The following is a 26560-nucleotide window of genomic DNA, read 5'->3' on the forward strand; positions in this document are numbered from 1 at the left end:
AATAATTATCAAACAGCTTTAGGAGATTTTTTTGGTATCAATCCCACAAAGCATACTTTTCCAGGTGTACTCGCTGATTAAAGAAAAGCTTGGTGGAAGCCTCAAATGACTCTGTATAATCTGATACTAAAAATCGATCATCAGGTTCTGTTTCCTGATCATTCAGTATATCAAACTCTATTAACCGATCTTTTAGATATAATGCTGTAATTTCCGAAGAGTCCAACACCTGCACTTTACCTTGATAATATTTTTCTATCTGGTTCTTCACCAACGGATAATGGGTGCACCCCAGGATAAGTCCTTCAATATTCTGTAGCAATTCATCACTGAGATATTGATCTATTATTTCACTACTGATTTTATTATTAAAAAAGCCTTCTTCAATCATTGGCACCAGTAAAGGCGTAGCTAATGAGGCTAGTTCTATCCCTTGGACAAGCTCTTCGATTTTACGGGCATAAATATTTGATTGCACCGTACGCTTGGTTCCTATAAGACCAATTTTAGTTTCTGAAAACTTCTCCTTCACAAAACTGACCATAGGATCAATCACATTCACCACCTTGGCTCTACTGCCTACATATTCTTTTAGCAGCTCATAAGCAGCAGAACTAGCCGAATTACAGGCAATCACAATAATTTTACACCCTCTGCCCAATAATACATCCGCTATTTTAATAGAATAGGCCTGTACTGCAGCCTCTGATTTATCTCCGTAAGGTAGGTGAGCCGTATCTCCAAAATATATGAGAGACTCATTCCGCAATATCTTGCGGATAGCATGAGCTACGGTTAAGCCACCTATGCCACTATCAAATATTCCTATGGGTGCCTGCTTATTTTTCATGGTATCAGATTATGATCTGCAAAGCTATCATAAAGAGTTAGAGCTAAGTATTTTACAGGTAAAAAATAAAAGGTTGCGATGCATCCTTTACTAACCTTCTCTATTTAGCTAAATAATTTTGTATTATTGCACCTAACAATAACTAATCAAGATAATACTAACCATGGGTAATAATATACTTAAAGGTAAAAGAGGAATTATTTTTGGAGCCTTAGATGAGAATTCAATTGCTTGGAAAACAGCACTTAAGGCGAAAGAAGAAGGTGCACAGTTTGTACTTACAAATGCTCCTATTGCACTAAGAATGGGAGTAATCAATAAGCTGGCTGAGGAATGTGAAGCTGAGGTAATTCCGGCAGATGCTACTTCAATAGAAGATTTGACAAACCTTTTTGAAAAGTCTCAAGAGATTCTTGGTGGTAAACTGGATTTCGTTCTTCACTCAATAGGCATGAGCCCTAACGTAAGAAAAGGAAAAGAGTACGGTGATTTGAATTATGACTGGTTCTTAAAGACCTTAGACATATCAGGTATTTCATTCCATAAAGTATTACAAACGGCTGAGAAAACTGAAGCCATGAATGAGTGGGGTTCTATCCTGGCGTTATCATACATCGCTTCTCAAAGAACTTTCCCTGATTATTCAGATATGGCTCAAGCCAAAGCAGTTCTTGAATCAATAGCTAGAAGCTATGGTTATAGATTTGCTAAAAATGGAAATGTAAGAGTAAATACCATTTCTCAATCTCCTACTATGACTACTGCAGGTAGTGGTGTTACAGGATTTGACGTTTTCTTTGACTATGCCAATAAAATGTCTCCTCTTGGAAATGCTAGTGCGGAAGATTGTGCTAACTACATTCTTATGATGTTCTCTGACTATACCAGAATGGTAACTATGCAGAACTTAATGCATGACGGTGGTTTCTCTAACTCTGGAATCACAGAAGAAATAGTTGCTACTCTAAGCAAATAACATATTAAAACTGGCAGGCTTTAGGTCTGCCAGCTTTACTCAAATCCTCCTCCCTACATTATGGTTGTTTTTCCTAATGCCAAAATAAACCTTGGTCTTAATATCATTTCAAAACGACCAGATGGGTACCACAACATTTCATCTGTTTTTTACCCGCTCCCTTTCAATGATATTCTTGAGATTATTCCTGCTGATCAATTCCACTTTGAAAGCTCAGGTTTGGAGATACCAGGAAAAGAGGAAGTCAACCTTATAATCAAAGCCTATAAGCTTTTAAAAGAAGACTTCAATCTGCCCGCTGTAAGTATTCACCTTCATAAAATTATTCCCATGGGTGCGGGGTTAGGCGGTGGATCAGCCGATTGCGCTTTTACTATCACCTGCCTTAACACCTTATTTGAGCTGAAGCTTACTGCTGAAAAAATGGAGGAGTATGCCAGCCGTTTAGGCAGTGACTGTCCGTTCTTTATTAAGAATCAACCGATACTAGCAGAAGGAACAGGGAATATTTTCACTGAAGTAGAGTTATCTCTAAAGGGGAAATATTTAGTACTTGTCTACCCACAGTTACATGTGAGTACAGCACAAGCCTACAGCGGTGTTACTCCGCATCAACCGCAACAATCAGTAAAGGAGATAGTAGAAAATTCAGCCGTATCTCAATGGAAGGATAACCTTGTTAATGACTTTGAAATATCGGTTTTCACGCAGTTTCCTCAGATACAATCTGTAAAAGAAGAGCTATATGCTCATGGAGCACAATATGCCAGCATGACTGGTTCTGGAGCTAGTGTTTTTGGTATATTCGACCAAAAGCCATCTCATCAATTTGCAAATGTAGTTTGGGAAGGCAGCTTATAACTACCTGAGGTTGTCCATTTTAAGAGCCTTTCGCTTGTAATACTTATTCACCAAAGGATAAATGAGTACGGCAAGTAAAATGATGCCTGTACCGAAGTAGAAACCAGGATCCATTTTCTCTTTTTCACCAAAGATCAAAACAGCCAGCACAATACCATAGACAGGCTCGAGGTTGATGGTCAGATTCACCACGAAAGCGGATATTCTTTTCATAAGCTCCACTGATACAGAGAAAGCATAAACGGTACATATTAATGAAAGGATAATTAAGTATATCCAATCCATACCCTGTGGAACAAGCTGAAGATCAGCACCTTTTAAGAAATAATATTTATAGAAAGGCAATAAAAGAACAGTTCCTATGCAAGCACCCAGCATTTCATAGAAGGTGATCATATATTGACTATGGTTTCTGGTAAGCTTACCATTGATCACCGAAAATATTGCCGCCAGCAGTGCTGACATAATCGCCATAAAAAGGCCTAAAGCATGATTAAACTGGAATCTGAAAATCACGTACAGACCAGCAATTACAATAAGCCCCAGCACCACCTCAAATATTTTAATCTTACGGCTATTGAACAATGGCTCAATGAAACTGGTCCATAATGAGCAGGTGGCAATCCCCGCTAAGCAAACGGAAGCAGTGGATACTCGTGCAGCTGCGAAAAACAAAATCCAATGGGCCGCAATTATGAAACCTGTTCCGAAAATCTTGAGCACTTCCTTAGTACCCAACTTAAAGTTTCTCTTTCTGATTAACAGGAGAACACCCATAGCCACGGCAGCCAAAAAGGTGCGATAAAACACGATTTCGACTGAATTAATAGAAATCAACAACCCCAAAATGGCTGTAAAGCCCCATATCAGAACTATGAAATGAAGCTTTATAAAATCCTTTGTGCTAGACATTATCTCGGTACGTACTTATACATGAGCATTGAAATACCTCCAAATAAAATATTAGGAAACCATACTGATATGGCTGGCGGTAAACCTCCAGCTTCAGCTATAGTTTTACTCATGATAAATAATAATATGTAAATAAATGAGAGAAAGAAGCCCAGTGCTATTTGAAAACCTGCCCCACCCCTTGTTTTGCGGGCAGAAACTATCACACCCATAAAGGTGAGAATAAGCACTGCAAACGGTGAAGTAAATCTGGTGTATTTCTCCACCTCATATACTTCTACATTACTGGCTCCACGCATCTTTAATTTATCAATCTGCTCGTTAAGCTCATTGATAGTCATGGCATCATAACTACGGTAATCATTTTCAAACTCACTAGGATGAATAGCCAATGTGGTATCCATAGTCTTTCCTTCGGTAACCACCTGCTCTATTCCCTCTAATGACATCTCAGTCCAATTGCTTACTGTCCATTTCTTCTTTTCTTCATCCCACTTTATTCTGGAAGCAGACAATTTTCTCTTTAGCTCTGTGCCATCTACCTTTTCTAAGGTGAAATTATAACCCGTGTTAGACTGGTTATTATAATTTCTCATATATAGGTAGGTGTTGGGAGCTACCTGAATGTGAAAATTGGTTTTATCGAAGTAATATGTACTCTTAAGGTATGCTATTTCAAATGCCACCCTGGTTTTATTGGAGTTTGGAATTACCCAACCTGTAAGCACAAAACTAGATATAGCTATAAGCATGGCTCCTATAAAATATGGAAGCAAAAACCTCTTAAAAGACACTCCACTACTGAGTATGGCCACTATTTCCGTATGACCGGCCATCTTCGCCGTAACAAACACAGTGGCTATAAAGACAGTAAGTGGCGTAATGAAATTAGCGATCCACGGAATAAAGTCCATGTAATAGCCTAGTACCTCTAAAGCAGAAAGATTAGCCGCCGAATATTTATCTGTTTTTTCAGTAACATCTATCACCACTATTATGGCAACAATGATGAACACTGTAAACATGAATGAGCTCAAAAACTTCTTAAGAATATACCGGTCGATTAATTTCACTAATCTAATCTTTTGATGGGTTATTATTTACTATAATCTCTGACTTACCTTCTGCACCATTCTATTCTTCCAGTCGGCAAAAGTTCCTTGCTTAATTTGCTCTCTGGCTTCACCTACCAGCCACAGGTAAAAGCTAAGATTATGTATACTAGCAATTTGCGCGCCTAAAATTTCCTTACTCATGATAAGGTGACGAAGATACGCTTTTGAATAAAAGGTATCTACATAACCTGTCATATTTGAATCTATAGGAGAAAAGTCATCTTCCCACTTTTTATTCTTAATATTAATTATTCCCTCTGAAGTAAACAACATACCATTTCTGGCATTTCTGGTTGGCATTACACAATCAAACATATCTACTCCTAAAGCTATGTTCTCAAGGATGTTAGCCGGTGTACCTACTCCCATTAGGTAGCGAGGTTTGTCTGAAGGCAAGATATCACAAACCAGCTCAGTCATTTCATACATCATCTCAGCAGGTTCTCCCACAGAAAGGCCTCCTATGGCATTACCTTCTCTGCCAAAAGAGGCAATGGCCTCAGCAGACTGTACCCTTAGATCTTTATAAACACTACCTTGTACAATAGGGAAAAGCGTTTGATCATAACCGTACTTACCTTCTGTTCTATCAAAATGATCACAGCAGCGTTTTAGCCAGCGGTGAGTCATGTGCATTGATTTTTTAGCATAATCATACTCACAAGGATATGGAGTACACTCATCAAAAGCCATCATAATATCGGCCCCAATGGTTCTTTGTATGTCCATAACATACTCCGGAGTAAAGTTATGTCTGGAACCGTCTATATGAGATTGGAAGGTAACACCCTCCTCTTTGATCTTTCTGGTATCTGCCAGGGAATACACCTGATAGCCCCCACTATCCGTAAGTATGGGCTTATCCCAACCATTAAATTTATGTAAGCCACCGGCCTTTTCAATTATGTCCAGACCAGGTCTTAGGTAAAGATGATAGGTGTTTCCTAAAATAATCTGCGCCTGAATATCTTCTTTAAGCTCCCGCTGATGCACGGCCTTTACTGAGCCTGCAGTACCTACAGGCATAAATATTGGAGTTTGAATTTCTCCATGGGCTGTGGTGATTACCCCTGCCCTGGCCTTACTTCCGTTATCTTTCGCTTCTAATTTGAACTTCATCGCATTCCTTTAAAAAAGCTGCAAAAATATAAGATTATAATGAATGCGTGGTAAACTTTCTAAAGATTCCTAAACTGTTTCCACAGCTTCTTTCTATCCTGAAATTAAACTATATATTTGCCACTTACTTATAGCATTTATGTTTCTTATTACTTATTCACTTTTATTTTGTCTATTAGTTCAGGTTATTTTTCACATTTACTATCTAATAGCCTTTAGCAAAGGGAATAAAGAGCATGCCCCACCCACACCGGCATCGGTAATTGTATGTGCTCATAATGAGGAAGATAACCTTAGAAGGCTACTACCTTTACTTTATGAGCAAATTCACCCAGAGTTTGAGGTTATCATAGTAGATGATCGCTCTTATGACGGCACTTATGATTTTCTACTGAGAGAAAGTGAGCGAAATAACAAGCTGAGAATAGTAAAAGTAAATGAAAAGCCAGAGAACTTTAATGGCAAAAAATATGCCCTCACATTAGGCATAAAAGCAGCCAAATATGAGAATATAGTGCTTACAGATGCAGATTGTACACCTGCTTCCAGGCACTGGCTAAGTCATATGTCATCGCAATTTACAGAAGGCACTCAAATTAATTTAGGTTTTTCTTATTATGAGGAAAGAACAGGTTTTCTCAATACTTTCATTCGCTTTGAAACCCTGGTCACGGCCATTCACTACATTGGAAGAGCGCTTATGAATAGTCCGTATATGGGTGTTGGCAGAAACCTGGCGTATACTAAATCTCTGTTTATCAGCAACAAAGGCTTCAAAGGACACTTAGATGTTACCGGTGGTGATGATGATTTGTTTGTGAATGAACATGCCACAGGAAAAAATACTGCAGTAACTATAGGTCCGGAATCAACCGTATATTCTATTCCGAAAAACAGCTGGAAATTGTTTTTCAGGCAAAAAATAAGGCATTTATCGGTAGGAAAAAGATATAAGTCAGGAAATAAAGTTATTTTAGGACTATATTCATTAACGCACGCCTTTTTTTGGTTATTTTTGATAGTTCTAATAGGTATGCAGATTGAACTCTATGTAGTAATAGGTGCCATACTTTTAAAAACCCTATTGCTTTATCTCACGTTTATCTATGCATGCAAAAAATTAGGTGTCAAATTTAACTTCTGGGCGACACTAGTTATTCTTGACTTACTTTTTGTTTTTTACTATAGTATTATTGGCTTGAAAGCCTTATTTACAAAGCGGGTTAGATGGAGTTAAAAAAGCAATTCTCTGATAAAGCATTAGAAGATTTTAGATTAATAGATCAGGCAGTTAAAGAAGGTGACGAGCAGGCTTTTGCTATGCTTATGGAACGCTATAAGCGGCCGGTGTATCATATGATTCTAAAAATGGTGCGTAACGTAGATGACGCTGAAGATCTTACCATCGAAGCTTTTGCCAAGGCCTTTAAGAACCTACATAGATTTAAAAAAGACTATACTTTTAGTACCTGGCTCTTCCGAATAGCTACTAATAATGCCATTGACTTTATAAGAAAGAAAAAGCTGGAGACCATGAGCCTCGATACTTCCTTTACTGATGATAATGGTGAGGCGGTACATATCGATGTAGAAGACAATAATCTTAATCCTCAGGAAGTGGCGATCAAAAGCCAGAAGATAGAGCTGATACAGATGTTCGTAACTAAATTACCAGCAAAATATCAGAAATTAGTTAGGCTTAGATACTTCAAAGAGTTCTCTTACGAAGAAATTGCTCAAGAGCTTGACGCACCACTGGGAACCGTTAAAGCTCAGCTGCACCGCGCCAGAGAGCTTATGTATGATCTTGTGAAAAACAAAAAAGAGCATATCTGATTTTGGAAATTAAGATTCTAGAAGCTTCATTAGAAGAAATCATTTCCATTTCACATCAAATTCCAGAATTTCAAAATCCTTACCAACTAGCCGACTATCACAAAAGGTTAGATGGCATTAAATATTTGGCACTTAAGGCTGAGGTGGATGGCACACTTGCTGGCTTTAAGCTGGGTTATGATATGGGCGATGATATATTCTACTCCTGGTTTGGGGCTGTACTGCCAGATTATCGTAAGCATGGATTAGCCAAAAGCCTGGCAACAACTCAAGAAAAATGGGCTTCTGAGGAAGGTTTTCGTTTTATTCGTACTAAAACACGAAATAGATTCAAACCTATGCTCATATTTGCACTTAAGAATGGCTTCTCTATCATAGAGATTGAGAAAAAGACAGATATTGAGGAGAACCGCATTTTACTAGAAAAAGCCCTGAGATGAACGCAGATATAATATTCAAATACTTCCCTAACCTTTCAGTAGAACAGAAATCACAGTTTGAAGCTCTTTATGACCTTTATCAGGACTGGAACAGCCAGATCAACGTTATTTCGAGGAAGGATATTGACGAATTATATGTGCGCCATGTGCTACATTCTTTAGGGATAGCAAAAGTAATGGAGTTTAAACCAGGCACCAAGGTACTTGATGTGGGCACTGGTGGTGGTTTTCCTGGTATACCCATGGCTATCATGTTCCCGGAAGCTGAGTTTACTCTAGTAGATTCAATAGGTAAGAAAATAAAGGTGGTTAACGGGGTAAGTGAGTCAATCGGGCTTACTAATGTACAAGCTTACCACAGTAGAGCCGAGCAGCTTGAATATGACTTTCATTTTGTAATTAGCAGAGCCGTAACCAGGCTAAAGCCTTTCTACCAATGGGTGAAAAATAAGTTCATTTCTGAGTCATTTAACGACCTGCCTAATGGCATTCTTTATTTGAAAGGTGGCGATCTGGCTGAAGAACTCAAAGAAGCCAAAAAGAAGCATAAACTACATAACTTATCAGATTATTTCAGCGAAGATTTCTTCGAGACTAAAAAGGTGGTGTATGTGCCTGTATCTTAAGCACTAACATTTCTTTTGAAATGCATTCCTACCAAATATTTTACTAAGAATTGACCCTAAGTCGGAATAAAAAACTGATTTTTTAGCCAAAATCAGAAAAATTAGACCCTTAAATTCCGAAAAGACTTGAAAAACTGAAATTAATTATCTTAATTCAATGTCAAATTTTCAGGTGGCAATTGGTTTTTCTAAAAACATATTCAGAAAACAGGGTTCTTAAGTCTCTTATTAAAGGGAACGAAAAAGCCTTTTCTCAAATTTTTGATTCATATCATAAAAGGGTATTTGGTCTTGCCAGATACATGGGTATGAGCATTGATGATTCTGAATGTATAGTACAAGAAGTTTTCATTGCCATATGGGAAGGAAGAAAGCGTATTCTTTCCGACAAGCCTTTCGAGCCGTACATCCTTACTATCACCAAAAGGATCATTTTAAAAAAAATTCGCAGAGGCACTCTAGAAGCCAATTATAAAAATACACTTGACACTCAGGACCAGGGTCAGCACAATACCGAGGAATACATTATTTTCAAAGACCTGCTTACCCACGCCAATAGCCGCATAGACAATCTTACTACCAGTCAGAAGCAAGTTTTTATGCTAAGTAAAAATGAGGGCTTATCTAACAAAGAAATAGCAGAAAAACTGGACATCTCTATCAGAACAGTAGAAAATCAACTCTACAGAGCTACCAAAGAAATTAAGGAAGCCATCAGTGAAATAAAATAATTTTAAAAAGCTGTGAGTAAATGTGAGTAGATAAGGTAATACCCTTATAGATACGCATAACACTCATGACTACAGTTTCAAAAGATCAACTCAGAAAATTCCTAGATGGCCAATGTGATGCCGACGAAGAGGCTCAGGTAAGGCGCTATCTGGAAACCCCTGAGGGACAAAACGCACTCGACAAAATGATGGATGACTCCTGGGGAATCAGTGAGGACATTCCAGCCAAACAAAAGGTATTTTCTAATATTCTTAAAAAGACTACCCGGGCAAAAAAGCACCGAATTAACCGAGCTTTCTATTATAAGATTGCCGCTATCTTTATTATTCTTACTATTCCGGCATATCTTTTATTCAATCGCGCTCCTGAAGCACCTCCTATTAATAAGCCCGAATGGCTGGTTAAGAGTAATGACAAAGGCCAAAAGTCAGTTATTCAATTGAGCGATGGCTCCAAAGTATATCTCAACTCAGAAAGTACTATAAAATATCTCAGGTATTTCTCTGATTCATTAAGGCAGATCGAGCTGGATGGTGAAGCTTATTTTAAAGTGGCCAAAGATAAAAGCAGGCCTTTCATTGTCACTGCTCAAGGCTACTCTACCACAGCCCTAGGTACTGAATTCAATGTAAAAAGCAGAGGCGGTGACTATTTGGTGTCACTAGCCGAAGGAAGCATTGTGATTAACCCTGAATCTGAGGCACAGAAAGGTGTAAAACTAGTTCCCGGAGAAGCTTTAAAAATTGATACTACTAACAAAACGGTAAGCAAGCAGGCAGGCACCTTGAGTGATTTTTTATGGAAAGATGGCATTCTAGACTTTGAAGTAGCCACCATGAAGGAAGTTATAGCCTCTCTGGAAAGATGGTATGATGTAAAAATAGAAACCAAAGGAAAAGTTACTTCTAAAAAATATACAGGACGCTTTGATAATGCCAGCCTTGAGCATGTACTGCAAAGTATGTCCTTCGCACTTGATTTTGAATATGAAATGAATAAAAAACAAATAACCCTAACATTTTAAAAATAACCTTAACTAAATAAATATGAAGAAAGCCACAACCTATGCCTTAAACCTAGCTCTAATTGCTGCCCTAATTTTCGTGCAGCTCCATGTAGCTAAAGCATCTCCTGATAGCCAGGTGGAGAGCGTGAAAGATGTGTTTATCAATCTTAACCTGAACAATGCTTCTCTAAAAGAGACCTTCTCAAGAGTAGAAGCTAAAACAAGTTTCAAATTTCATTATAGCGAATCTAACTTAAGCCATCATGCCAGATTCTCTAAGAAATACGTAAAAACATCTGTAGCAGAGATTCTTACTGACATTGCCAGAGAATCTAACCTGAAATTCAAGCAGGTAAATAATGTGATCAGTGTAAATAAAATGGAAAGCCTGCAAAAAGAGCCTGAACCAGTAGAAGTAGAGCTTGTAGGTGCACCCGTTACTATCACAGTAAAAGATGAAAACGGTTCTCCACTAATTGGGGTTAACGTATTCATAAAAGGAACCAGCCAGGGTGGTACTACTGGTGTCGACGGATCAGTAAACATCAACGTGCCTGAAGGATCTACCATAGTACTTAGTTATGTAGGTTATGTTACTGAAGAGATCGTTTATGACGGAAAATCATCAATAGCAGTAACCATGCAGCCAGATGTTGCCCGCTTAGATGACATTGTAGTAGTTGGTTCAAGAAATGCCCCAAGATCATCTACAGACACTCCCCTTCCTGTAGATATGTTAGCTGCTGATGAGCTTACCTCTACCGGACAGCCAACCTTTGACAAAGCCTTACAATACAGAGTACCGTCATTCAACACCGTACAAACACCGGTAAACGATGCTACTTCATTATTAGATCCATACGAAATCAGAAACATGGGTCCTAGTCGTACACTCATCCTTATCAACGGTAAAAGAAAAAATTTAAGTGCCTTACTTTACACTCAAACATCTCCAGGAAGAGGTGAAACTGGAGCTGATATCTCTGGAATACCAACTGATGCCATTAAGAGAGTGGAGATATTAAGAGATGGTGCTTCTGCACAATATGGTTCTGATGCCATCGCTGGTGTTATGAACATTGTATTAAAAGATGATTACGAGTTAGGAACAGCTACCTTAAGAACAGGCATCACCTCTGAAGGTGACGGTGAAATGCTGGGAATAGCTGTAAACAACGGTAGCAAACTAGGCGAAAATGGTTTTATCAATTATACCATTGACCTATCTAAAGTAAACCTGGCTAACAGACCTGGTACTGTAGATGCTGAGGGTGATGCAGCAGACTTTGGAGCTGACATCCAAGATGTTAGAGACTTCCTTGAATTAAAGCCCGACGCAGGTAACATTAACGGTTCTCCTGAAACTACCGCAGCTAAATTCTTAGTAAATGGAGGAAAAGACCTGACTGAAGAAACTTCAGTATATTTTAATGCTGCTTATGTTTACAAGAAAGTAAACAGCTTTGCTAACTATAGAACTCCTTACTGGAGAACTTTAGATGCCTACCCATACCTTGAAAACTTCTTCCCTAATGGACCTAACGGAGAGTATGTTGGTTATGTACCTACTTTCGATGGTAACTTAAATGACTACAATGCTACTTTAGGTTTCAAAACAAGAAAAAGTGGCTGGTTAGCTGATGTAAGTTTAACTACAGGTGGAAACAAGCAAACTTATAACGTAACTAACACTCATAACGGTAACTCTGTATTATCGCCCCCTGTTTATTTGGGTGACGTAAATGACAATGGTGTAGTTGATTCTGATGAGCTTTCTCAAGGTGCTGAGCTTTACAGAGAAAATAGCCCGTTAGCTTTTGATCCAGGTGGTACTATGTTCTCTCACATTGTAGGAAACATTGACATCTCTAAGCCTCTTACTGATAAAATTGGTTTGGCTTTTGGTTCTGAGTTCAGATCTGAAACATTTACGATTATTGAAGGTGAACTTGCTTCTTATGACGGTGGTGGTTCTGACTCTTTTGCTGGTAACAGACCTGAAAACTCTGGTAGATTTAACAGATATAACTTTGGTGGATATGTAGACTTAGCATTTGATATCACTAAAGACTTCCTTATCAATGGTACAGCACGTGTTGAAAATTACAGTGATTTTGGAAATGCTTTTGTATGGAAACTTAGCTCTCGTTATAAATTCTGGGATGATAAGATCACTTTAAGAGGATCTATCTCTACTGGATTCAGAGCTCCAACCCTACACCAAATCTACACTCAAAAAGCGCAGTATAGTTTCGTACCAGGAGAAGGAATACAAGTGGGAGGTTTAGTAAATAACGTATCTCCACAAGCTAGATTGCTTGATATCCCTCAGCTAGATGCTGAAGAGTCTACTAACTTCACAGTAGGTTTCGGATCAAGACTTAGCAAGAACTTCGACCTTACAGTAGATTACTATAACATTCAGGTAGATGACAGAATAGTACTTAGTACTGAAGTAGCTCCACCTGCTATTGAAGAATTTAGCGGACTATCAGATATCAGCTTCTTTGCTAACGCAATTGACACAAAAACTTCTGGTATTGATGTAGTAGCTAACTACAAAAATCTACCATTAGGTAGTGGACAGCTTTCTTTCAACTTATCAGGAAACTATACCATAGCCAATGAAAGAGTGGGGAATGTAAATAACCCTGAATTCGTAGAAACTAGTGGACAGTCTATTGTAAATGAGACACAAGAGGCTCTTTTCTTCACATCAAGACCTAAAACCAAATGGATTTTCGGTATCAATTATGACATCAATAAATTCGGATTTGGTTTGTACAACACTTATTTCGGCAAGACCACTTTCCATCAACAAGGTCTTCCTGATGGTTTAAATACTGAGTTTGATCCTAAGATCGTAACTGATTTATCAATCAACTACAGAGCTTCTGACAAACTAACTATAGCATTTAATGCTAATAACATCTTGAACGTATTACCTGAGTGGCACTTTGTAGAAGGTGGTGCAGAAATTGACGCCGACGCTCCGGAATACAGAACAGAAAGAAATCTCATTACATTTAATCAGAGATATTCTCAGATGACTTATGATGGTTATCACTTCAGCCAATTAGGAACTATGTTCAACCTGGCTATAGCTGTTACCTTCTAAAAGTTAATCGCCTAAACCTAACCTATAAAAAAGGGGTTTCTTTGTTAAGAAACCCCTTTTTTATTAAGTCGACATCTACTGCTAATGGGCGTACAATATTTGCTGTTATTTTAATTGATTCGTTTGAATCAAACGTTCATCTTGAGGTTAAGCATCAAGGCACCAACAAAGGCAGGAAGGCAAGAATATGCATCAACACAAATCTTGCTGCCCAGTCGTGCGGTAAAAGAGTATTGAAAAACGTACTCAGCTCAAGTCCTTGGTGGTAGTTACGATGTATGAAATACTTCAGCTCGCGGAAGACCTTGCAGCAAGAAAGACTTTTTTGTTACTTTTTTGGTCGATTGCAAAAAAGTAAAGGAACTGAAGCTATGAAATGAATACCCCAGCAACAATCGCATTACAAATGCTTGTCTCTACCAATCCTCGTTGGAAACAAGGATTAAGGAAAGTAGTTTCGTAGGTGGAGACACCTACGAAGGCAAAGAGTCAGTTCGCAGTTGGGCCGGTTCGCAGTTTTGTTGGTGATAACACCAACAAAGGCAGGAAGGTAAGAATATGCATCAACACAAATCTTGCTGCCCAGTTAAAAACATGGATTAGGAAATCAGTTTGACTGGTATTAACGTCATTTTAATTTCCGCTCTTGAACCACATGTTAAACCTCGAAAGGATATTTTAATCCTATTTGATTTCTTACCTCATCCATTACTTTGATGAGTTTTAAACTCTGGGCCTCCCCCATTATCTTGCTACTAAGTCTACCATCCATGAGGCATTGATTTACTTCTTCTATCTCATAGTTAAACCCTAATGGCTCTCTGGCATCCACGTATTCTTCCACATCATCACTATCATATTTATGTAGTTTAGCTTTGCGCGTCTGCCAGAAATCTGGCAATTCAATATAACCTTCAGTACCGTAGATATAGCCTTTATTCGGAAATTGATTGGTAACAGAACTAGACAGATGTGCAACAATCTTATTTTCAAATTCAATGGTTACTGAGTTTGCCTCATCCACACCAGTACTAGACTTCACAGCATGCGCATGAATGCTTTTAGTATTTGAATTAGCAAAAAGTAAAGCCAGTGCTATAGGGTAAATACCTACATCCAATAGAGCTCCTCCAGCCATTTCAGGGTTAAATAATCTATGATTGGGATCAAAAGTACCTTTAAAGCCAAAATCGGCCTTAATCATTTTCACTTCACCTATCTCTTCCTCCTTTACCCACTGCTGAGCAACCAAAATAGGTGGCAAAAAATAGGTCCACATGGCCTCCATGAGAAATGTGCGGTGAGCCTCTGCTTTCTCAAACATCTTTTTCACCATATCAGCATTTACTGACAATGGCTTCTCACAAAGCACTGCTTTACCAGCCTCTAAACATTGTAAGGTATTCTCATAATGCAAATGATGCGGAGTGCCGATATATATGACATCCACACTTTTATCAGCCATTAATTCTTCGTAGCTCCCATATGCTTTAGCATTACCGTACTCCTCAGCCACCTCCTGCGCTCTGCTTAAATTCCGTGAGGCTACAGCCTCCAATTTACCGCCGCTGGCAAATTGGAAATCCTTTAGAAATTTATTTACAATTTTTCCGGTACCGAGTACGCCCCATTTGATCATAATTCAATTCATTCTAATCCTGAAATAAAGATATAAGGATTTATTTAATATGAAGGGTGTTTGGGGTTAATTAACTCAATTGCAGTACAAATTGAAAGGCTCTAACAAGCAAACAGTTAATATTTCAAATTTGCCCAACTTTTAATTTAAGCATACTTACTAAATGTGCCAACAAAACAACAGGCACAACCACAGCAGGCAACCATACCAATGGAAAGTAAGTAACACCAATATTTGGCTGATCAAAGGCTAGTTGCTGAAAGGGAGTGGGTGCGCTAAGCACTGCGATAGTCACAATATTTACCAATAGAGCCAGGCATACCATATTCCACATGAATAATGCTTTGTATCCTAAACTCTTCTTCACGAAAACCAGATAATAGATAATAGGAGCAGATATTCCTGAAATGATATCATAGTTATATCCGCTAAAGGTCATGATTTCAGGTATTAAACCAGCGGTATATACAGCGAACAGCACTATTTCTACGGGAATTCTCACCACATGGAGAAGTGTAAGCCATTTAACATCCCATGACCTGAAGAATTTCCTTCCTTTTGCGGTTGATGTCAAAATAATTACAACCAGAACTCCGGGCGCCAGTAAGAACAAGAACCTGGGTGGAAAGGCCTCAAAGTCGGTGTAAAAACCAGTGAGTGATAAAATGGCTGTTAAAACCATCCACGAAATTATGACTGCTAGAAGCTTCCAACTTTTAGATGCCATATACAAAAAGTACAAGGTGGCCATGGTTGTAACTACAAAAACTGCTTGAGTGCTAAAAGACATATCTATAATGATTTAAAATTATAGACGAATTTCACACCATCAGATTTAAAGCCACTTGACAAAAGGCAAGAAATGCTATTTATTCTTCCTCAGTCTGCTTAATGTACTGTCAGTAACACCTAGATATGAAGCTATATATTTCAAAGGCGAATACTGTAATATTTGTGGCCTATGATTAAGTAGGTGTTGATACCTCTCCTTGGCAGTTCGGTTAATCATTCCATAATTTCTCTTTTTAGAGGCAATAAACTCTTTCACCAAAATGGCTCTTCCGAAATCACGGAAAGCAGGCCTATCATGAAAGAGTGTGTTGAGTTCAGTATATGATAATCTAAATCCAGAACATGCTGTAAGTGCCTGAATATTAGATTCTGACCGCACTCTATTAAAGAAGGAAGTGACCTCAAACACCACATTGTTATCCGTGAAAAAGTCAATGGTAATTTCATTGCCTTTAAGGTCTAAAAGGAAGGTTCTCATCAAACCATTCGTCAGATAGATATAGTCATCACTGACCTGATTTTCTTTTAAAATGTAGTCATTCGTGCTAAACTCAATGGGATGAAAAGCACTGGCTATTTGCTCTGCTTCTACCTTTGGTATTTCTACAGTATCTAAAATGAAATTGACTAACGGTACTCTATCAGTCATTAACTTTTGTCCATTCAAAGATTCCACCTTGATTTACTATTAATTTGTTGATTTTATCATTTTCATCACTCGAAAAAGTTATTGTGGTTTTCGGCTTTATATGGTCGGCTACAAATACATTTTCCTGTAAAGGAGTTATCGGGGAGCTCCATTTCTTCTTTTCAGAAACCATCAATTTATCTTTCTTCAATTCTACTGTCATTTTCCTTTTACCTAACGTGTAGGTACCAGTAAATCTTTTTAGTTCAGATGAAGTATAACTCAGTTCTTTTATGGCCTCAAATTTTAGAAAGCCTGGCCATTTGTAGGTGTAAGCTACACTTCGGATAATCTCATCAATAATATTTGTGTCAGTACCATTAATCATCACAACCACACCTTTACCGCTTTCCGGACTAAAGAAGAACTTACCTCTAAACCCTCTATTAGCTCCGGAGTGCTGCAAATAAAGTTCGTTTTCCTCCACTTCTATAAACATACCCAGCGCAGTGATACCATTCTCTAATACTGGCTTGGTCATATCAACTGCAGAACTTTGTAACAACAATTGCTTTGACTTGCCCTTATAACTCTGTTGAAATTGAATAATCAGCTTAGCCAGATCCGTGGGTGTAGTCCATAAACCTGCTGCCGCGGATTCAGGGTAAATATTATAACCATTTTTCAATGTTTTTCCTGATGGATCGTGGGCTAAAGCCACCTGTTCAGGATATTTTGAGGGTTGAATTGAATAGAATGAATTTCTCATATCTGCTGGCCCCAGGACATGATCAGCCAGATACTGCTCATAAGGTTGACCCGTTACATCTTCTAGTAGCAACTGAGCGATCATAGTGCCTCCGCCGGAGTATTTGAAACTGATTAAAGGTGCAATTGACATTTTCACAGGCTCTGAATTTGCAGGCTTATCTCCATTTAATACCTCAACAATGGTTGGCAATTTATCACCATCCTTATACCCTGGAAAGCCATGAGTTGAAAGACCAGAGGTATGACTCAAAAGCTGCCTAAGAGTGATTGGGCTGGTGCTGATGGAACTGTCATAATTAAGATGCCACGAACTCAAAAAATCATTGACATCCTCATCTAAATCAACTTTACCCTCCTCCTTTAACTTCATTAGGGCTACTGCATTTACAAATTTACTCATGGAAGCTGCCTGAAAGGGTGTTTCAGGATCTATCAACTCACTCTCAGGCTCACCAACTACACCATATCCCTTGGCCCAGTCAATTTGAAAGTTGTTAATGACAGCAATACTAAGCCCCTGAAGGTTGTATTTTTGCATCTGACTTTGCAAATTCCATAAGGCCTCTCCCTCCTTTTGAACCAAAGGACTCAGACTATTTTCTACCTGCTGTATTCTAGCAGTAACAGAATCTGACTTAATGCTTTCAGCATTTTGAGCAAAGACATGAAAGCTGGCAAATATGATGATAAGAAAAGGTAAAGGTTTCATAAGCAGTTTATGCTGGTGGCCTCAAAGATTATTCCATGAATTTTACAGAAAATTATCAAAATCCAAAAAACAAATCATTACCCAGTTGATAATAATCTAATTTATCAAAATAGGCCAAAGTTATAAATAGACCATCCACTAAACTATGAAGAAGAATAGTTGCCAAGAGGTTGAAGTTGGTTTTTACATACAAAGTGGCAAAGGCAAGACCAAAAATAAAGGTGATCATCACACCACCAGGACCTTGATACCAATGAGGTATACTAAACAAAATAGCGGAAAGAACGATGATCAATAAGATTTTACCTTTAAAATTCGGTAAAACAATGTTTATCTGCCTATAAACAAAACCTCTAAACAAGATCTCCTCTCCAAATCCAGCACTGATGATGATGAAAAACAGGTATTTAAAGTATTGACTAAGATCATGCGCTATAAAATCAAAAACGCTATAGTCCACCACTTCGCCAGTAAGCTTATTGACCAATGGCTGTATTATAAAATCTACTATTGGTTCTATAATTATGAAAGCGATTAAGACTGTCTTTAGCGTGTCCAGAAAATTAGAACTCGCAGATAATCCAATGCCTTGCAAATTCCGATCCTGCAGATAGACAAGCGTGATTACAGCCGCAATAATTATTATAAAAGTATAGGGAAATGAAGTCCATGGATTATACAGAAACGCATAGGCCAATAGAAGCTGAATAAAAGCTGATATTCTGTTTTGAAGAGAAAAATCCTGATTTAAAATCTTAGTGGACATGCGAATTTGGTCTGGTATGGATATTTGTTTAAGCCGCAAGTTATTGAAAGCAGCAGTCCCGTCATCTCCGCAGAGCACTTTCACAAAATTTATTATCTGAGAGCAAGATTCTTCATTTCAACTTATCATTTTCCCAGGTATTTCGCCGGAATTGGATAGCCCTCTGGCTCTACGCACCAAAGAAGACTGACAATCCTCCACTGCCCCTGGTAATAAGTTAGCTGATAACTATTCATACCGCGTTCCTCCTGCCCTTCAGAGTCCTTACCATAAAAACTTTGAAAGACATGCGCCACACCTTTGTACTCATCAACGGTATTGTAGATTTCTCGCTCCGTGTAGCCCTCTTCATAATATGGATCCTTAAGCAGAACTAGAAAATCATTGAGAGACACCGTTTCTGCGTTAGAAGAATCAGCCACAGTAAGAATTGCCGAAGGATGAAATAGAGACCTAATGGCTGCGGTATCCATTTTCTCTCCTGGTTCAATAGTGATTTGGTCTAGTAATTCTTTGATAGTCCCATCAATTGTGGCAAGATCATTATCACTATCCTGCGTATAACCGGCACTGGCTATTAAGAATATCATCAAAAAAGATAGGTTGAATTTCATAGGCTTAGTATTTATCATTTTAAAATTCCTTCATCTATGAGTATATCTGCAATGCTGTTAGCTTTTCGAAAGGCTTCACCTGAACCCAGGTTAGAGAGAACTACGATAGCAATACCTTCGTCAGGAAATCTGAGCAGCTGAGCGCTAATACCCCAATCGCCACCATCCCACGCTACTATCTTATGTCCTCTGAACTCGCTGATATACAGACCAAAAGCCTGGTTATCCCGATCATGATTAAACTTAATGGTCTGGTGCATTAGATCGTAAAATGGCTGTCCTCCAAACTCCAGAGTCGTCATATTAACGCTCCACTTTTAGAAGATCATCTATGGTGCTAATTACCCCGCTTCCACCATAATGAGGCGATATTCTTGGGTGCTGGATGTATTCTCCCTCCTCCTTTAGTTGGATTCCATATTCCTTATAGCCCTCTACATATCTCGCATTTCTAGGATTATATGGGGTCACTCTATTCTTCACTATCTGAGTGGCATCATCATTAATAATCGTATTGAGCATCCCTAGAGGCTCAAATAGTCGTTTTTTAGCAAATTCGCTGAATGGAAGACCACTAATTTCCTCTACTACTTTGGTGAGCAACATGAAGTTTACATTACAATAATCCCATTGATCTCCCGGCTTAAACTGTAGAGTATCAACGGCTAATGAAGTAGCTATACATTCATCAGTATCAAAGTAATTGAAGGTGACCCATGACTTTCCTCCCGGTCTTTTTAGCTTATGATAGTCAGTAATACCACTTGTGTTATAGATCAAGTGCTTAATCCGAATGGTATCCGCATACTTATTTAATTCGGGAACAAACTTAGAGACAGGAGTTTCTAATGTAAGCTTTCCATCCAATATCAAAAGAGCAATGCAAGCCGCTGTAAATTGCTTCGAAACTGAGGCAATACTAAAAGCTGAGTTCGTTTCAATAGCAATTTTATAATCCAAATTGGCTGAACCATAACCTTTTTTATAAAGTGTCTTCGCACCCTTTGAGATTCCTATAGCGTAGCCCGGTGTATTTAAATGATCAAAAGATGCAAACAGCGAATCGACCTTCTTCTGTACAGGTAAGGGTAGCTCTCCGGTATTTTTCTGAGCGAAAATGTATTGAGATACAAAACAAATGAGAACCAGAATGATGTATTTCATGGAAATGTATGATGAATCTAATTAAGGAAACGTCTCACCATCACTTCGCTCAACCCGCTATTTCCTGACTAAGGTAACGTCCAAATAATCAGAACAATATATAAACTTGATACTTTTCAGGTAGTATAGTTATGCCCTACTCCTGATCAGGGTCAATATCATTTAATTTAAAAGCAACTGGCATAACTATCCGAACAGGATTTTCAGGCTTATTCCAAGGTCCTTTTTCCTTCACTACTCTAATTGCTTCCTTCTCATAACTTTCCTTGGTGGCTTTGGAGCAACCTTCACAATCCATTTTCTTCACTTTGAATTTGGATAAACTACCGTCTTTCTTTATTACAAAGGAAAGTACAAGATGAACAGAATCAGACTGATCAGCTTTAGTATTATTCTGTGCTAATGCGGAAACTGATAAACAAAAGCATATCGCTAAGAGCAAGAATTTGAATGATTTCATCGGATAAATTACAATTAGTAAAGGATAAATATAATTTAAAGATAAATGATATTCACTGCCTTTTCCAAACTCTTTATACTTAAACCATAGTTAAGACTACATTACCCGTTTTCTGCCCCTTCATTACGTAATCATAAGCCTCAGCTATTTTTTCCAGATGGAACTCCCGATCAATAACGGGTTTGAATTTTCCAGCTCCCAGCAACTTTGTAATATATGGAATGGTCTTTTTCTTATTGTAAGGTACTGGGAACACCACTTTATTCTTCATAAATGGAGAAACAAGAGCATAAAACACGTTCTCTGCATTTGGCCCTAGTTCAGAGGATATATAAATGCCTTTCTTTTTTAATAGCGGCTTACACTTCTTTAATCTGCTTTTACCCACCGAATCAAAAATGAAATCGTATCTATCATCGTCTTTCGTGAAATCGGCCTTGGTGTAATCAATAACCTTATCTGCTCCCAATGATTTCATAAGATCTATGTTCTTAGTATTGCAGGTGACAGTCACCTGCACATCATACTGTTTTACAAACTGCAGCAAGGCTGATCCAATAGCTCCTGTAGCTCCGTTAATCAGTATCTTCTGACCTGGCTGAATATTTACTTTGTGAATGAAGGTGTAGGCATAATGTGCTCCCTCCAGACTTGCAGCGGCGTTTTTATAATCTAGTTGCTTTGGAATTAAAAATACGTCATCCTCATTTACCAATACTCCTTCTGCCTGAGATTGTGAACCTGTATCAGTAAAACCAAAAACACGATCCCCAACTTTTACTGAGGTGACATCCTCTCCAACTTTCATCACCTCTCCTGAAAAATCAGTTCCAATAACTATCTTTCTCGGCTTAGAAAAACCCAGGACGAAACGCATAATGAAAGGCTTAGCGGTAAGGTTGGCACAATCTGTACGGTTAACCGTGGTAGCATGAACCTTCACTAACACTTGATTTGCTTTAGGGACTGGAATATTGATAGTTTCCAGATTAATCTGATCGGAATCTCCATATTCCCTTCTAACTGCCGCTTTCATTTGTAGCATATGTAAATCACCTTTATAGCACTGCTCCTTAAAGCAAATGCACGTCTATAACATTTTAATCTACAAATGAATACGAGCTAAACCAAGTATTGGTTCTATATCTAATAAGTGTTAATGGATTTTCGATGATTAGAGTGTCACAATTTCTGTAGACTCAATTTTACTACCGACTATATTAATTATCCGATACCCAAAGGTTGAATTTGACACTGCTATTTCAGGGGCATCTTTCAAAATTTGGTAGGAACCAGCATGAGTAATCACCTGTTTAATATTACCCTTTTGTTGCTCGTCGTTCATGTGGTAATGACCACAAAAAATGGTTATATCCGTTTCTGCAGCATTTAGAATAGCTTTCACTTCAGATCTATTATGTAACGGATACATTTCGTCGATCTTTGTCTTTACTGGCAACACAGGATGGTGCACAAATAACAACACTGACTTGTTCGTTTCAACGGCAGTTTTCAGCCAATTGAGCTGTTCTTGGCTAATTTTCTCAGAAGATGAATCCATAAAGAGGTATTTGAAGTGGTCATCTTCCATTTCATAATAGATTTCGTTGCTTTGGTTACAGGGATTATAATGCTTAGAAACCTCAGCAAATTCATCATGATTACCCAAAATAATATGAGTAGAAAAAGCCTTTAGAGAATCAAAAAAGAGTTCATGAGAACTGGCAGCACCAATATCTCCTCCAAAAACCACTTCCTTAATTCCCTTACTATGAAGGCTTTCTAAAATCTTATCCCAATTTTGTTGAGCATTTACGCCCTGATCTATCGGAAATTGTTCATCAAAATGTATGTCGGAAACGAAAGCTATAGTTTTCAAAGGGATTTAGGTTATTAGTTTGAATTTCCTTCAAATATAAACAAGAAGCCGTTAGAAATACAGCTTCTCGTTTAGCTCTCATAACCTTCTCATTAAATGCTAATTAAGGTGCCATTTATCGGCTAGTTCTTTATTATATCCGTCACCTTCTTTCGGATTAGGCTCACCTTTTCCGGTGGTTATCAACTTATATAAGCTGTTTCCAACATAGTTATTCCAACCATCTCGGCACACATTAAAACATTCATTAAATGCTGTGAGTCCTTCCTGTGTAAAGGTAAGTTTAGTGCCATGCTCTAATGCTTCAATATTGAAGATCAGATGGTTTCCCACCCATTCATTTTCGTCATCTACAAATTGAAAACTATTTTCAATCACTTCCCAAACCACTTTTTGGCCCGGCTGAAGGTCTACCACTTTCATCTTGCAAAGATGGATATCCTTATAATGGTAAAACCATTCCCTATTCAGCTCATCCGTTGGTCCCTCAATTTCCTCTGACCACCAGGCACGTACATTATTAATAGCGTCATAAACCTCTTGAGGAGTTTGACTTACCTCTATACTTATGGTATAATTATCTTTTTGCTTTTTATCCTTTACTATTGATTGTTCCATAGGATGTTAGTTTTTTAATTTATGAATTGTGAAGAAAGATTAACTGAGCTTAGATTTTAGAGCATTTAAGTATTGAGTCCAGGCACCTGAACAGTTACCATAACATTCAAATTTTGGCACCAGACCATCATGGATAAATGTCACTTTTGTTTTCTCACCCAAATCAGCTATCTCAAAGCCGAAATGAGTACCTATCCATTCATCCATTTTTGATAAAAAACTGAGCCTGCATTCAAGCACTTCCCACATCACTTTCTCATCTTGCTGCAGTAATGCCAGCTTTTGCTTGGTTTTATGCACACCATCTCCTGCCAGGAACTCAAATTCATCACCTAAATTCTGGCTATTACCCGTGATGGTTTCATCAAAAATTCCTACCCACCAGTTCCTTACATTTCTTACAAACTCAAATACTTCATGAGCCGACTGAGGGCTTTCAAAACTATAGGTGAAACTGTCAGCCACGCGGGCTCCTTGTTTCTGTGTTTTTAGATCTTGTGTTTGCATATCAGTTGATTTTTTAAAATGGTTCAATTTTATGCCTGGCAATTTCAAATATGACAAATGTAGCGTCCTAATTCACCACTTAAAATGGTATATATAGACATCTTTGAGGGTTGAATCAGACAACACATTCTTTTATCTTTGTTAAAAAAATCTATGAAGACGCTAGTTATACTTGTACCTAATGGGCAGAACAATCTGAGCAGCATTGTAGGTACTTATAAAATCTTTGACAGGGCAAACACCTGTATGGAAAAGCAAGGCCAGGAGCCTATGTTCAATATAATTCTGGCCGGCACAAGTAAACATGTAGATTTTCATGGTAGTCTTTTTACTGTTAATATTCAAAAATATATTAGCGAAATAGATCAGGCCGACCTTATCATTATACCTTCATTAAATCATAACTTCAAAAAGGCCCTTGAAGGAAATGATGAATTAATTGCCTGGGTAAGAACTCAATACAAAAAAGGATCTGAAATAGCGAGCATCTGCACAGGAGCCTTCATATTGGCGGCGACAGGTATTATGTCTGGCAAAAGTTGCTCCACCCACTGGTCCGTGGCCGAAGATTTTCGTCTTATGTTTCCGGCAATCAACTTGCAACCAGAAATGTTGATTACTGATGAAAATGGCATCTACACTAATGGTGGCGGCTTCTCATTTCTCAACCTGGCCTTGTATCTGATTGAGAAATTTTATGGAAGAGAAATCGCTTTATTCTGTGCTAAAGTTTTTCAAATTGATGTTTCAAGAAACACTCAATCTGAATTCTCCATATTCAATGGTCAGAAACTACATGATGACCTTGTGATACAGGAGGCACAACAATACCTGGAAGAAAACTACCAGGAAAAGTTTTCAATTGACTCTCTCGCATCGCGCTATAGTATAGGCAGGCGCAGCTTTGACCGCAGATTTAAAAAAGCTACTAGCTTCACCCCTCTGGAATATTTACAGCATGTAAAGGTGGAAGCAGCAAAAAAAGCCTTTGAAAACACAAGACAAAACATTAGCGAAGTCATGTATGAGGTCGGCTATAATGACACGAAGGCGTTTAGAGAGGTGTTCAGCAAAATAACCGGACTAAGTCCTATCGATTATCGAATGAAATACAATAAGGAAAAAGCTTTGATTGTAGGCGCTTAACCTACTTAAGCTCTCAGTTTTCAACATTTTGATGGAATTTGATTCCGGCATGAATTGCTTCCTTCAATACCTCTAAGTCAATCACTTCCAGCGACTTAAAATGAATGCAATAGCCCGTAACCTTTGCTTTACCTATACTTTTACCGAAGTTATTGGCCAGATACTTTTTATCATCTAACCCCATAATATAAATAGATATTCCGGTGGTGTTAGCACTCATTCCTATTTGATAAAAATCTCGCGTTTTGCCATTAGCATAATGAATGGTGTAAGCACCATAGCCTATACTTGGATTAGAAACCACCTTTCCTTCATCATTCTTACCATCTAGAAACCAAAGTGGAGCTCCTGGCATCATTTCCAGGATAATATCGTGCAGCTTCTGCATTTCACCAGCCGTTGATTCAGGCTGTGATTTAAGGTATGCTGTGATTTGGGATTCTGTGTTCATAAGTCTGGTATAATTATTAAAACAAAGATAATAAGACATCCATGCTTCAAACGTGCTTAATGCAGCAATCTGAAGGTCGATTGCGTCATTGGTTTGGAAGTACTGAATAGTAGAGACTCCGGCTCTTCGCTGCGCTACGGCCGGAGTGACGCTCAATAAATCATGAATAGTTAGCCAGTTTGCAAAATTTGCCGTTGAAACAAAGCATCAATCTTGCCTTTGGTCACCAGTTCATTTTTCTTCAAAATATTGGCATCGGTAGTTCCCTCCAATGAAAAATGATTCTGCTCCACAATTCCCATATGCCTTAAAATTACCTGAAGATACTGTTCCTGAAAATCTAACTGTTCCATGGGTGTGCCTCTATAAGCTCCACCTTTCACCGTTACAACATGAGCTGTTTTATCATTCAAAAGACCATAATAGCCTTTTTCGTTCATACCAAAAGTTCGCCCAATCCTCACCACCTGATCCAGGTAGGCTTTAAGGCAAGAAGGTACATTTAAATTATATAACGGACTGCTGATCAGCACTTCATCTGCGGTGACCAACTCTTCTATCAATTCATCTGATAAGGCCAGGGCATCTCTTAGTTCAGCTGTCATGTACTCTTGTGGCGTGAAAAAGCCTTCAATGGTTTTGTTTTGGATATGAGGCAAACTCTGCATAGCCAAATCCCGGTATTTCACCTTTGCCTCAGGATTAACCGCTCTCCAATTTTCCTCAAAATAATCGGCTAGCGACCGCGAATGTGAGCCCTCAGTTCGAGCACTGCAATCAATTCTTAGTAATGTTTTCATTCTATGATTTTTAAAAGTTCGATAG

29 protein-coding genes are annotated in these 26560 nt (G+C 38.3%); 10 read left to right on the forward strand and 19 right to left on the reverse strand.

Features of this window, described 5'->3' with window-relative positions; translation table 11 throughout:
* Positions 1 to 37 precede the first annotated feature (37 nt).
* Positions 38 to 850: a glutamate racemase gene (gene murI, locus LVD16_RS19725; RefSeq protein WP_233770010.1), complete on the reverse strand. Its 813-nt coding sequence runs from the start codon at positions 848 to 850 to the stop codon at positions 38 to 40.
* Positions 851 to 1013: 163 nt separating this feature from the next.
* On the opposite strand from murI, the gene LVD16_RS19730 reads away from it, so the two are divergent.
* Both LVD16_RS19730 and ispE read left to right on the forward strand, forming a co-directional pair.
* Positions 1014 to 1826, forward strand: a complete 813-nt coding sequence (locus LVD16_RS19730; RefSeq protein WP_233770011.1) for an enoyl-ACP reductase FabI — start codon at positions 1014 to 1016, stop codon at positions 1824 to 1826.
* Positions 1827 to 1886: 60 nt separating this feature from the next.
* The gene (ispE, locus tag LVD16_RS19735; RefSeq protein WP_233770012.1) at positions 1887 to 2687 is read left to right on the forward strand and encodes a 4-(cytidine 5'-diphospho)-2-C-methyl-D-erythritol kinase; all 801 of its coding nucleotides are present in this window, start codon (positions 1887 to 1889) and stop codon (positions 2685 to 2687) included.
* Here the strand turns inward: ispE and LVD16_RS19740 are convergent, their stop codons facing one another.
* The 3 genes from LVD16_RS19740 to tgt are packed head-to-tail and all read right to left on the reverse strand — an operon-like array spanning position 2688 to position 5833.
* On the reverse strand, positions 2688 to 3599 hold the full coding sequence (locus LVD16_RS19740) for a DMT family transporter (RefSeq protein ID WP_233770013.1): 912 nt from the start codon (positions 3597 to 3599) through the stop codon (positions 2688 to 2690).
* Positions 3599 to 4672: an LptF/LptG family permease gene (locus LVD16_RS19745; protein WP_233770014.1), complete on the reverse strand. Its 1074-nt coding sequence runs from the start codon at positions 4670 to 4672 to the stop codon at positions 3599 to 3601. The genes LVD16_RS19740 and LVD16_RS19745 overlap by 1 nt, the downstream gene beginning before the upstream one ends.
* Before the next feature lie 30 nt (positions 4673 to 4702).
* On the reverse strand, positions 4703 to 5833 hold the full coding sequence (gene tgt / locus LVD16_RS19750; protein WP_233770015.1) for a tRNA guanosine(34) transglycosylase Tgt: 1131 nt from the start codon (positions 5831 to 5833) through the stop codon (positions 4703 to 4705).
* 139 nt (positions 5834 to 5972) lie between these two features.
* On the opposite strand from tgt, the gene LVD16_RS19755 reads away from it, so the two are divergent.
* The 7 genes from LVD16_RS19755 (at position 5973) to LVD16_RS19785 (ending at position 13591) form a co-directional block, all read left to right on the forward strand.
* Entirely contained in the window at positions 5973 to 7070 is a 1098-nt protein-coding gene (locus LVD16_RS19755) for a glycosyltransferase (RefSeq protein ID WP_233770016.1), read from the forward strand.
* Positions 7061 to 7669, forward strand: a complete 609-nt coding sequence (locus tag LVD16_RS19760; protein ID WP_233770017.1) for an RNA polymerase sigma factor — start codon at positions 7061 to 7063, stop codon at positions 7667 to 7669. Before LVD16_RS19755 ends, LVD16_RS19760 begins: the two co-directional genes overlap by 10 nt.
* A gap of 2 nt (positions 7670 to 7671) precedes the next feature.
* Positions 7672 to 8109, forward strand: a complete 438-nt coding sequence (locus tag LVD16_RS19765; protein ID WP_233770018.1) for a GNAT family N-acetyltransferase — start codon at positions 7672 to 7674, stop codon at positions 8107 to 8109.
* Positions 8106 to 8735 carry a 16S rRNA (guanine(527)-N(7))-methyltransferase RsmG gene (rsmG, locus tag LVD16_RS19770; protein ID WP_233770019.1) on the forward strand — a complete coding sequence of 210 codons (630 nt, stop codon included), beginning with the start codon at positions 8106 to 8108 and terminating at the stop codon, positions 8733 to 8735. Before LVD16_RS19765 ends, rsmG begins: the two co-directional genes overlap by 4 nt.
* Before the next feature lie 179 nt (positions 8736 to 8914).
* Positions 8915 to 9466 (forward strand): RNA polymerase sigma-70 factor, encoded by a 552-nt coding sequence (locus tag LVD16_RS19775; protein ID WP_233770020.1) that lies wholly within the window; start codon positions 8915 to 8917, stop codon positions 9464 to 9466.
* 65 nt (positions 9467 to 9531) lie between these two features.
* Entirely contained in the window at positions 9532 to 10491 is a 960-nt protein-coding gene (locus LVD16_RS19780) for a FecR family protein (protein ID WP_233770021.1), read from the forward strand.
* Between the two features lie 22 nt (positions 10492 to 10513).
* Positions 10514 to 13591: a TonB-dependent receptor gene (locus tag LVD16_RS19785; RefSeq protein WP_233770022.1), complete on the forward strand. Its 3078-nt coding sequence runs from the start codon at positions 10514 to 10516 to the stop codon at positions 13589 to 13591.
* Between the two features lie 658 nt (positions 13592 to 14249).
* Here LVD16_RS19785 and LVD16_RS19790 read toward each other — a convergent pair.
* From LVD16_RS19790 to LVD16_RS19850, 13 genes are all read right to left on the reverse strand, one after another.
* On the reverse strand, positions 14250 to 15230 hold the full coding sequence (locus LVD16_RS19790; protein WP_233770023.1) for a Gfo/Idh/MocA family protein: 981 nt from the start codon (positions 15228 to 15230) through the stop codon (positions 14250 to 14252).
* A gap of 124 nt (positions 15231 to 15354) precedes the next feature.
* Positions 15355 to 16020, reverse strand: coding sequence for a DUF8737 domain-containing protein (locus LVD16_RS19795; protein WP_233770024.1), 666 nt, complete (start codon positions 16018 to 16020; stop codon positions 15355 to 15357).
* A gap of 75 nt (positions 16021 to 16095) precedes the next feature.
* A complete protein-coding gene (locus LVD16_RS19800) occupies positions 16096 to 16671 on the reverse strand; it encodes a Crp/Fnr family transcriptional regulator (RefSeq protein ID WP_233770025.1) in 576 nt (191 codons plus the stop codon).
* Positions 16664 to 18130: a serine hydrolase domain-containing protein gene (locus tag LVD16_RS19805; RefSeq protein WP_233770026.1), complete on the reverse strand. Its 1467-nt coding sequence runs from the start codon at positions 18128 to 18130 to the stop codon at positions 16664 to 16666. The genes LVD16_RS19800 and LVD16_RS19805 overlap by 8 nt, the downstream gene beginning before the upstream one ends.
* Before the next feature lie 55 nt (positions 18131 to 18185).
* On the reverse strand, positions 18186 to 18896 hold the full coding sequence (locus tag LVD16_RS19810) for a CPBP family intramembrane glutamic endopeptidase (RefSeq protein ID WP_233770027.1): 711 nt from the start codon (positions 18894 to 18896) through the stop codon (positions 18186 to 18188).
* Positions 18897 to 19021: 125 nt separating this feature from the next.
* Positions 19022 to 19510, reverse strand: coding sequence for a hypothetical protein (locus LVD16_RS19815; protein WP_233770028.1), 489 nt, complete (start codon positions 19508 to 19510; stop codon positions 19022 to 19024).
* Between the two features lie 14 nt (positions 19511 to 19524).
* The gene (locus LVD16_RS19820) at positions 19525 to 19812 is read right to left on the reverse strand and encodes a serine hydrolase domain-containing protein (RefSeq protein ID WP_233770029.1); all 288 of its coding nucleotides are present in this window, start codon (positions 19810 to 19812) and stop codon (positions 19525 to 19527) included.
* A 1-nt stretch (position 19813) separates the two neighbouring features.
* Positions 19814 to 20674 (reverse strand): serine hydrolase domain-containing protein, encoded by an 861-nt coding sequence (locus tag LVD16_RS19825; RefSeq protein ID WP_233770030.1) that lies wholly within the window; start codon positions 20672 to 20674, stop codon positions 19814 to 19816.
* Positions 20675 to 20810: 136 nt separating this feature from the next.
* Complete coding sequence (locus LVD16_RS19830) at positions 20811 to 21134, reverse strand: hypothetical protein (protein WP_233770031.1); 324 nt, start codon at positions 21132 to 21134, stop codon at positions 20811 to 20813.
* Positions 21135 to 21213: 79 nt separating this feature from the next.
* Positions 21214 to 22170 (reverse strand): NAD(P)-dependent alcohol dehydrogenase, encoded by a 957-nt coding sequence (locus LVD16_RS19835; protein ID WP_233770032.1) that lies wholly within the window; start codon positions 22168 to 22170, stop codon positions 21214 to 21216.
* A 138-nt stretch (positions 22171 to 22308) separates the two neighbouring features.
* On the reverse strand, positions 22309 to 23013 hold the full coding sequence (locus tag LVD16_RS19840) for a metallophosphoesterase family protein (protein WP_233770033.1): 705 nt from the start codon (positions 23011 to 23013) through the stop codon (positions 22309 to 22311).
* A gap of 99 nt (positions 23014 to 23112) precedes the next feature.
* Complete coding sequence (locus LVD16_RS19845) at positions 23113 to 23631, reverse strand: SRPBCC family protein (protein WP_233770034.1); 519 nt, start codon at positions 23629 to 23631, stop codon at positions 23113 to 23115.
* A 39-nt stretch (positions 23632 to 23670) separates the two neighbouring features.
* On the reverse strand, positions 23671 to 24138 hold the full coding sequence (locus LVD16_RS19850; protein ID WP_233770035.1) for an SRPBCC family protein: 468 nt from the start codon (positions 24136 to 24138) through the stop codon (positions 23671 to 23673).
* 153 nt (positions 24139 to 24291) lie between these two features.
* On the opposite strand from LVD16_RS19850, the gene LVD16_RS19855 reads away from it, so the two are divergent.
* Entirely contained in the window at positions 24292 to 25284 is a 993-nt protein-coding gene (locus tag LVD16_RS19855) for a GlxA family transcriptional regulator (RefSeq protein WP_233770036.1), read from the forward strand.
* A 13-nt stretch (positions 25285 to 25297) separates the two neighbouring features.
* On the opposite strand, the gene LVD16_RS19860 is transcribed toward LVD16_RS19855, so the two are convergent.
* Together LVD16_RS19860 and LVD16_RS19865 are read right to left on the reverse strand one after the other, a co-directional pair.
* Positions 25298 to 25891, reverse strand: coding sequence for a DUF1801 domain-containing protein (locus LVD16_RS19860; protein WP_233770037.1), 594 nt, complete (start codon positions 25889 to 25891; stop codon positions 25298 to 25300).
* A gap of 14 nt (positions 25892 to 25905) precedes the next feature.
* A complete protein-coding gene (locus LVD16_RS19865) occupies positions 25906 to 26535 on the reverse strand; it encodes an FMN-dependent NADH-azoreductase (RefSeq protein WP_233770038.1) in 630 nt (209 codons plus the stop codon).
* Positions 26536 to 26560 lie beyond the last annotated feature (25 nt).

The organism is Fulvivirga ligni (assembly GCF_021389935.1).
In the GTDB taxonomy this organism is placed as follows: domain Bacteria; phylum Bacteroidota; class Bacteroidia; order Cytophagales; family Cyclobacteriaceae; genus Fulvivirga; species Fulvivirga ligni.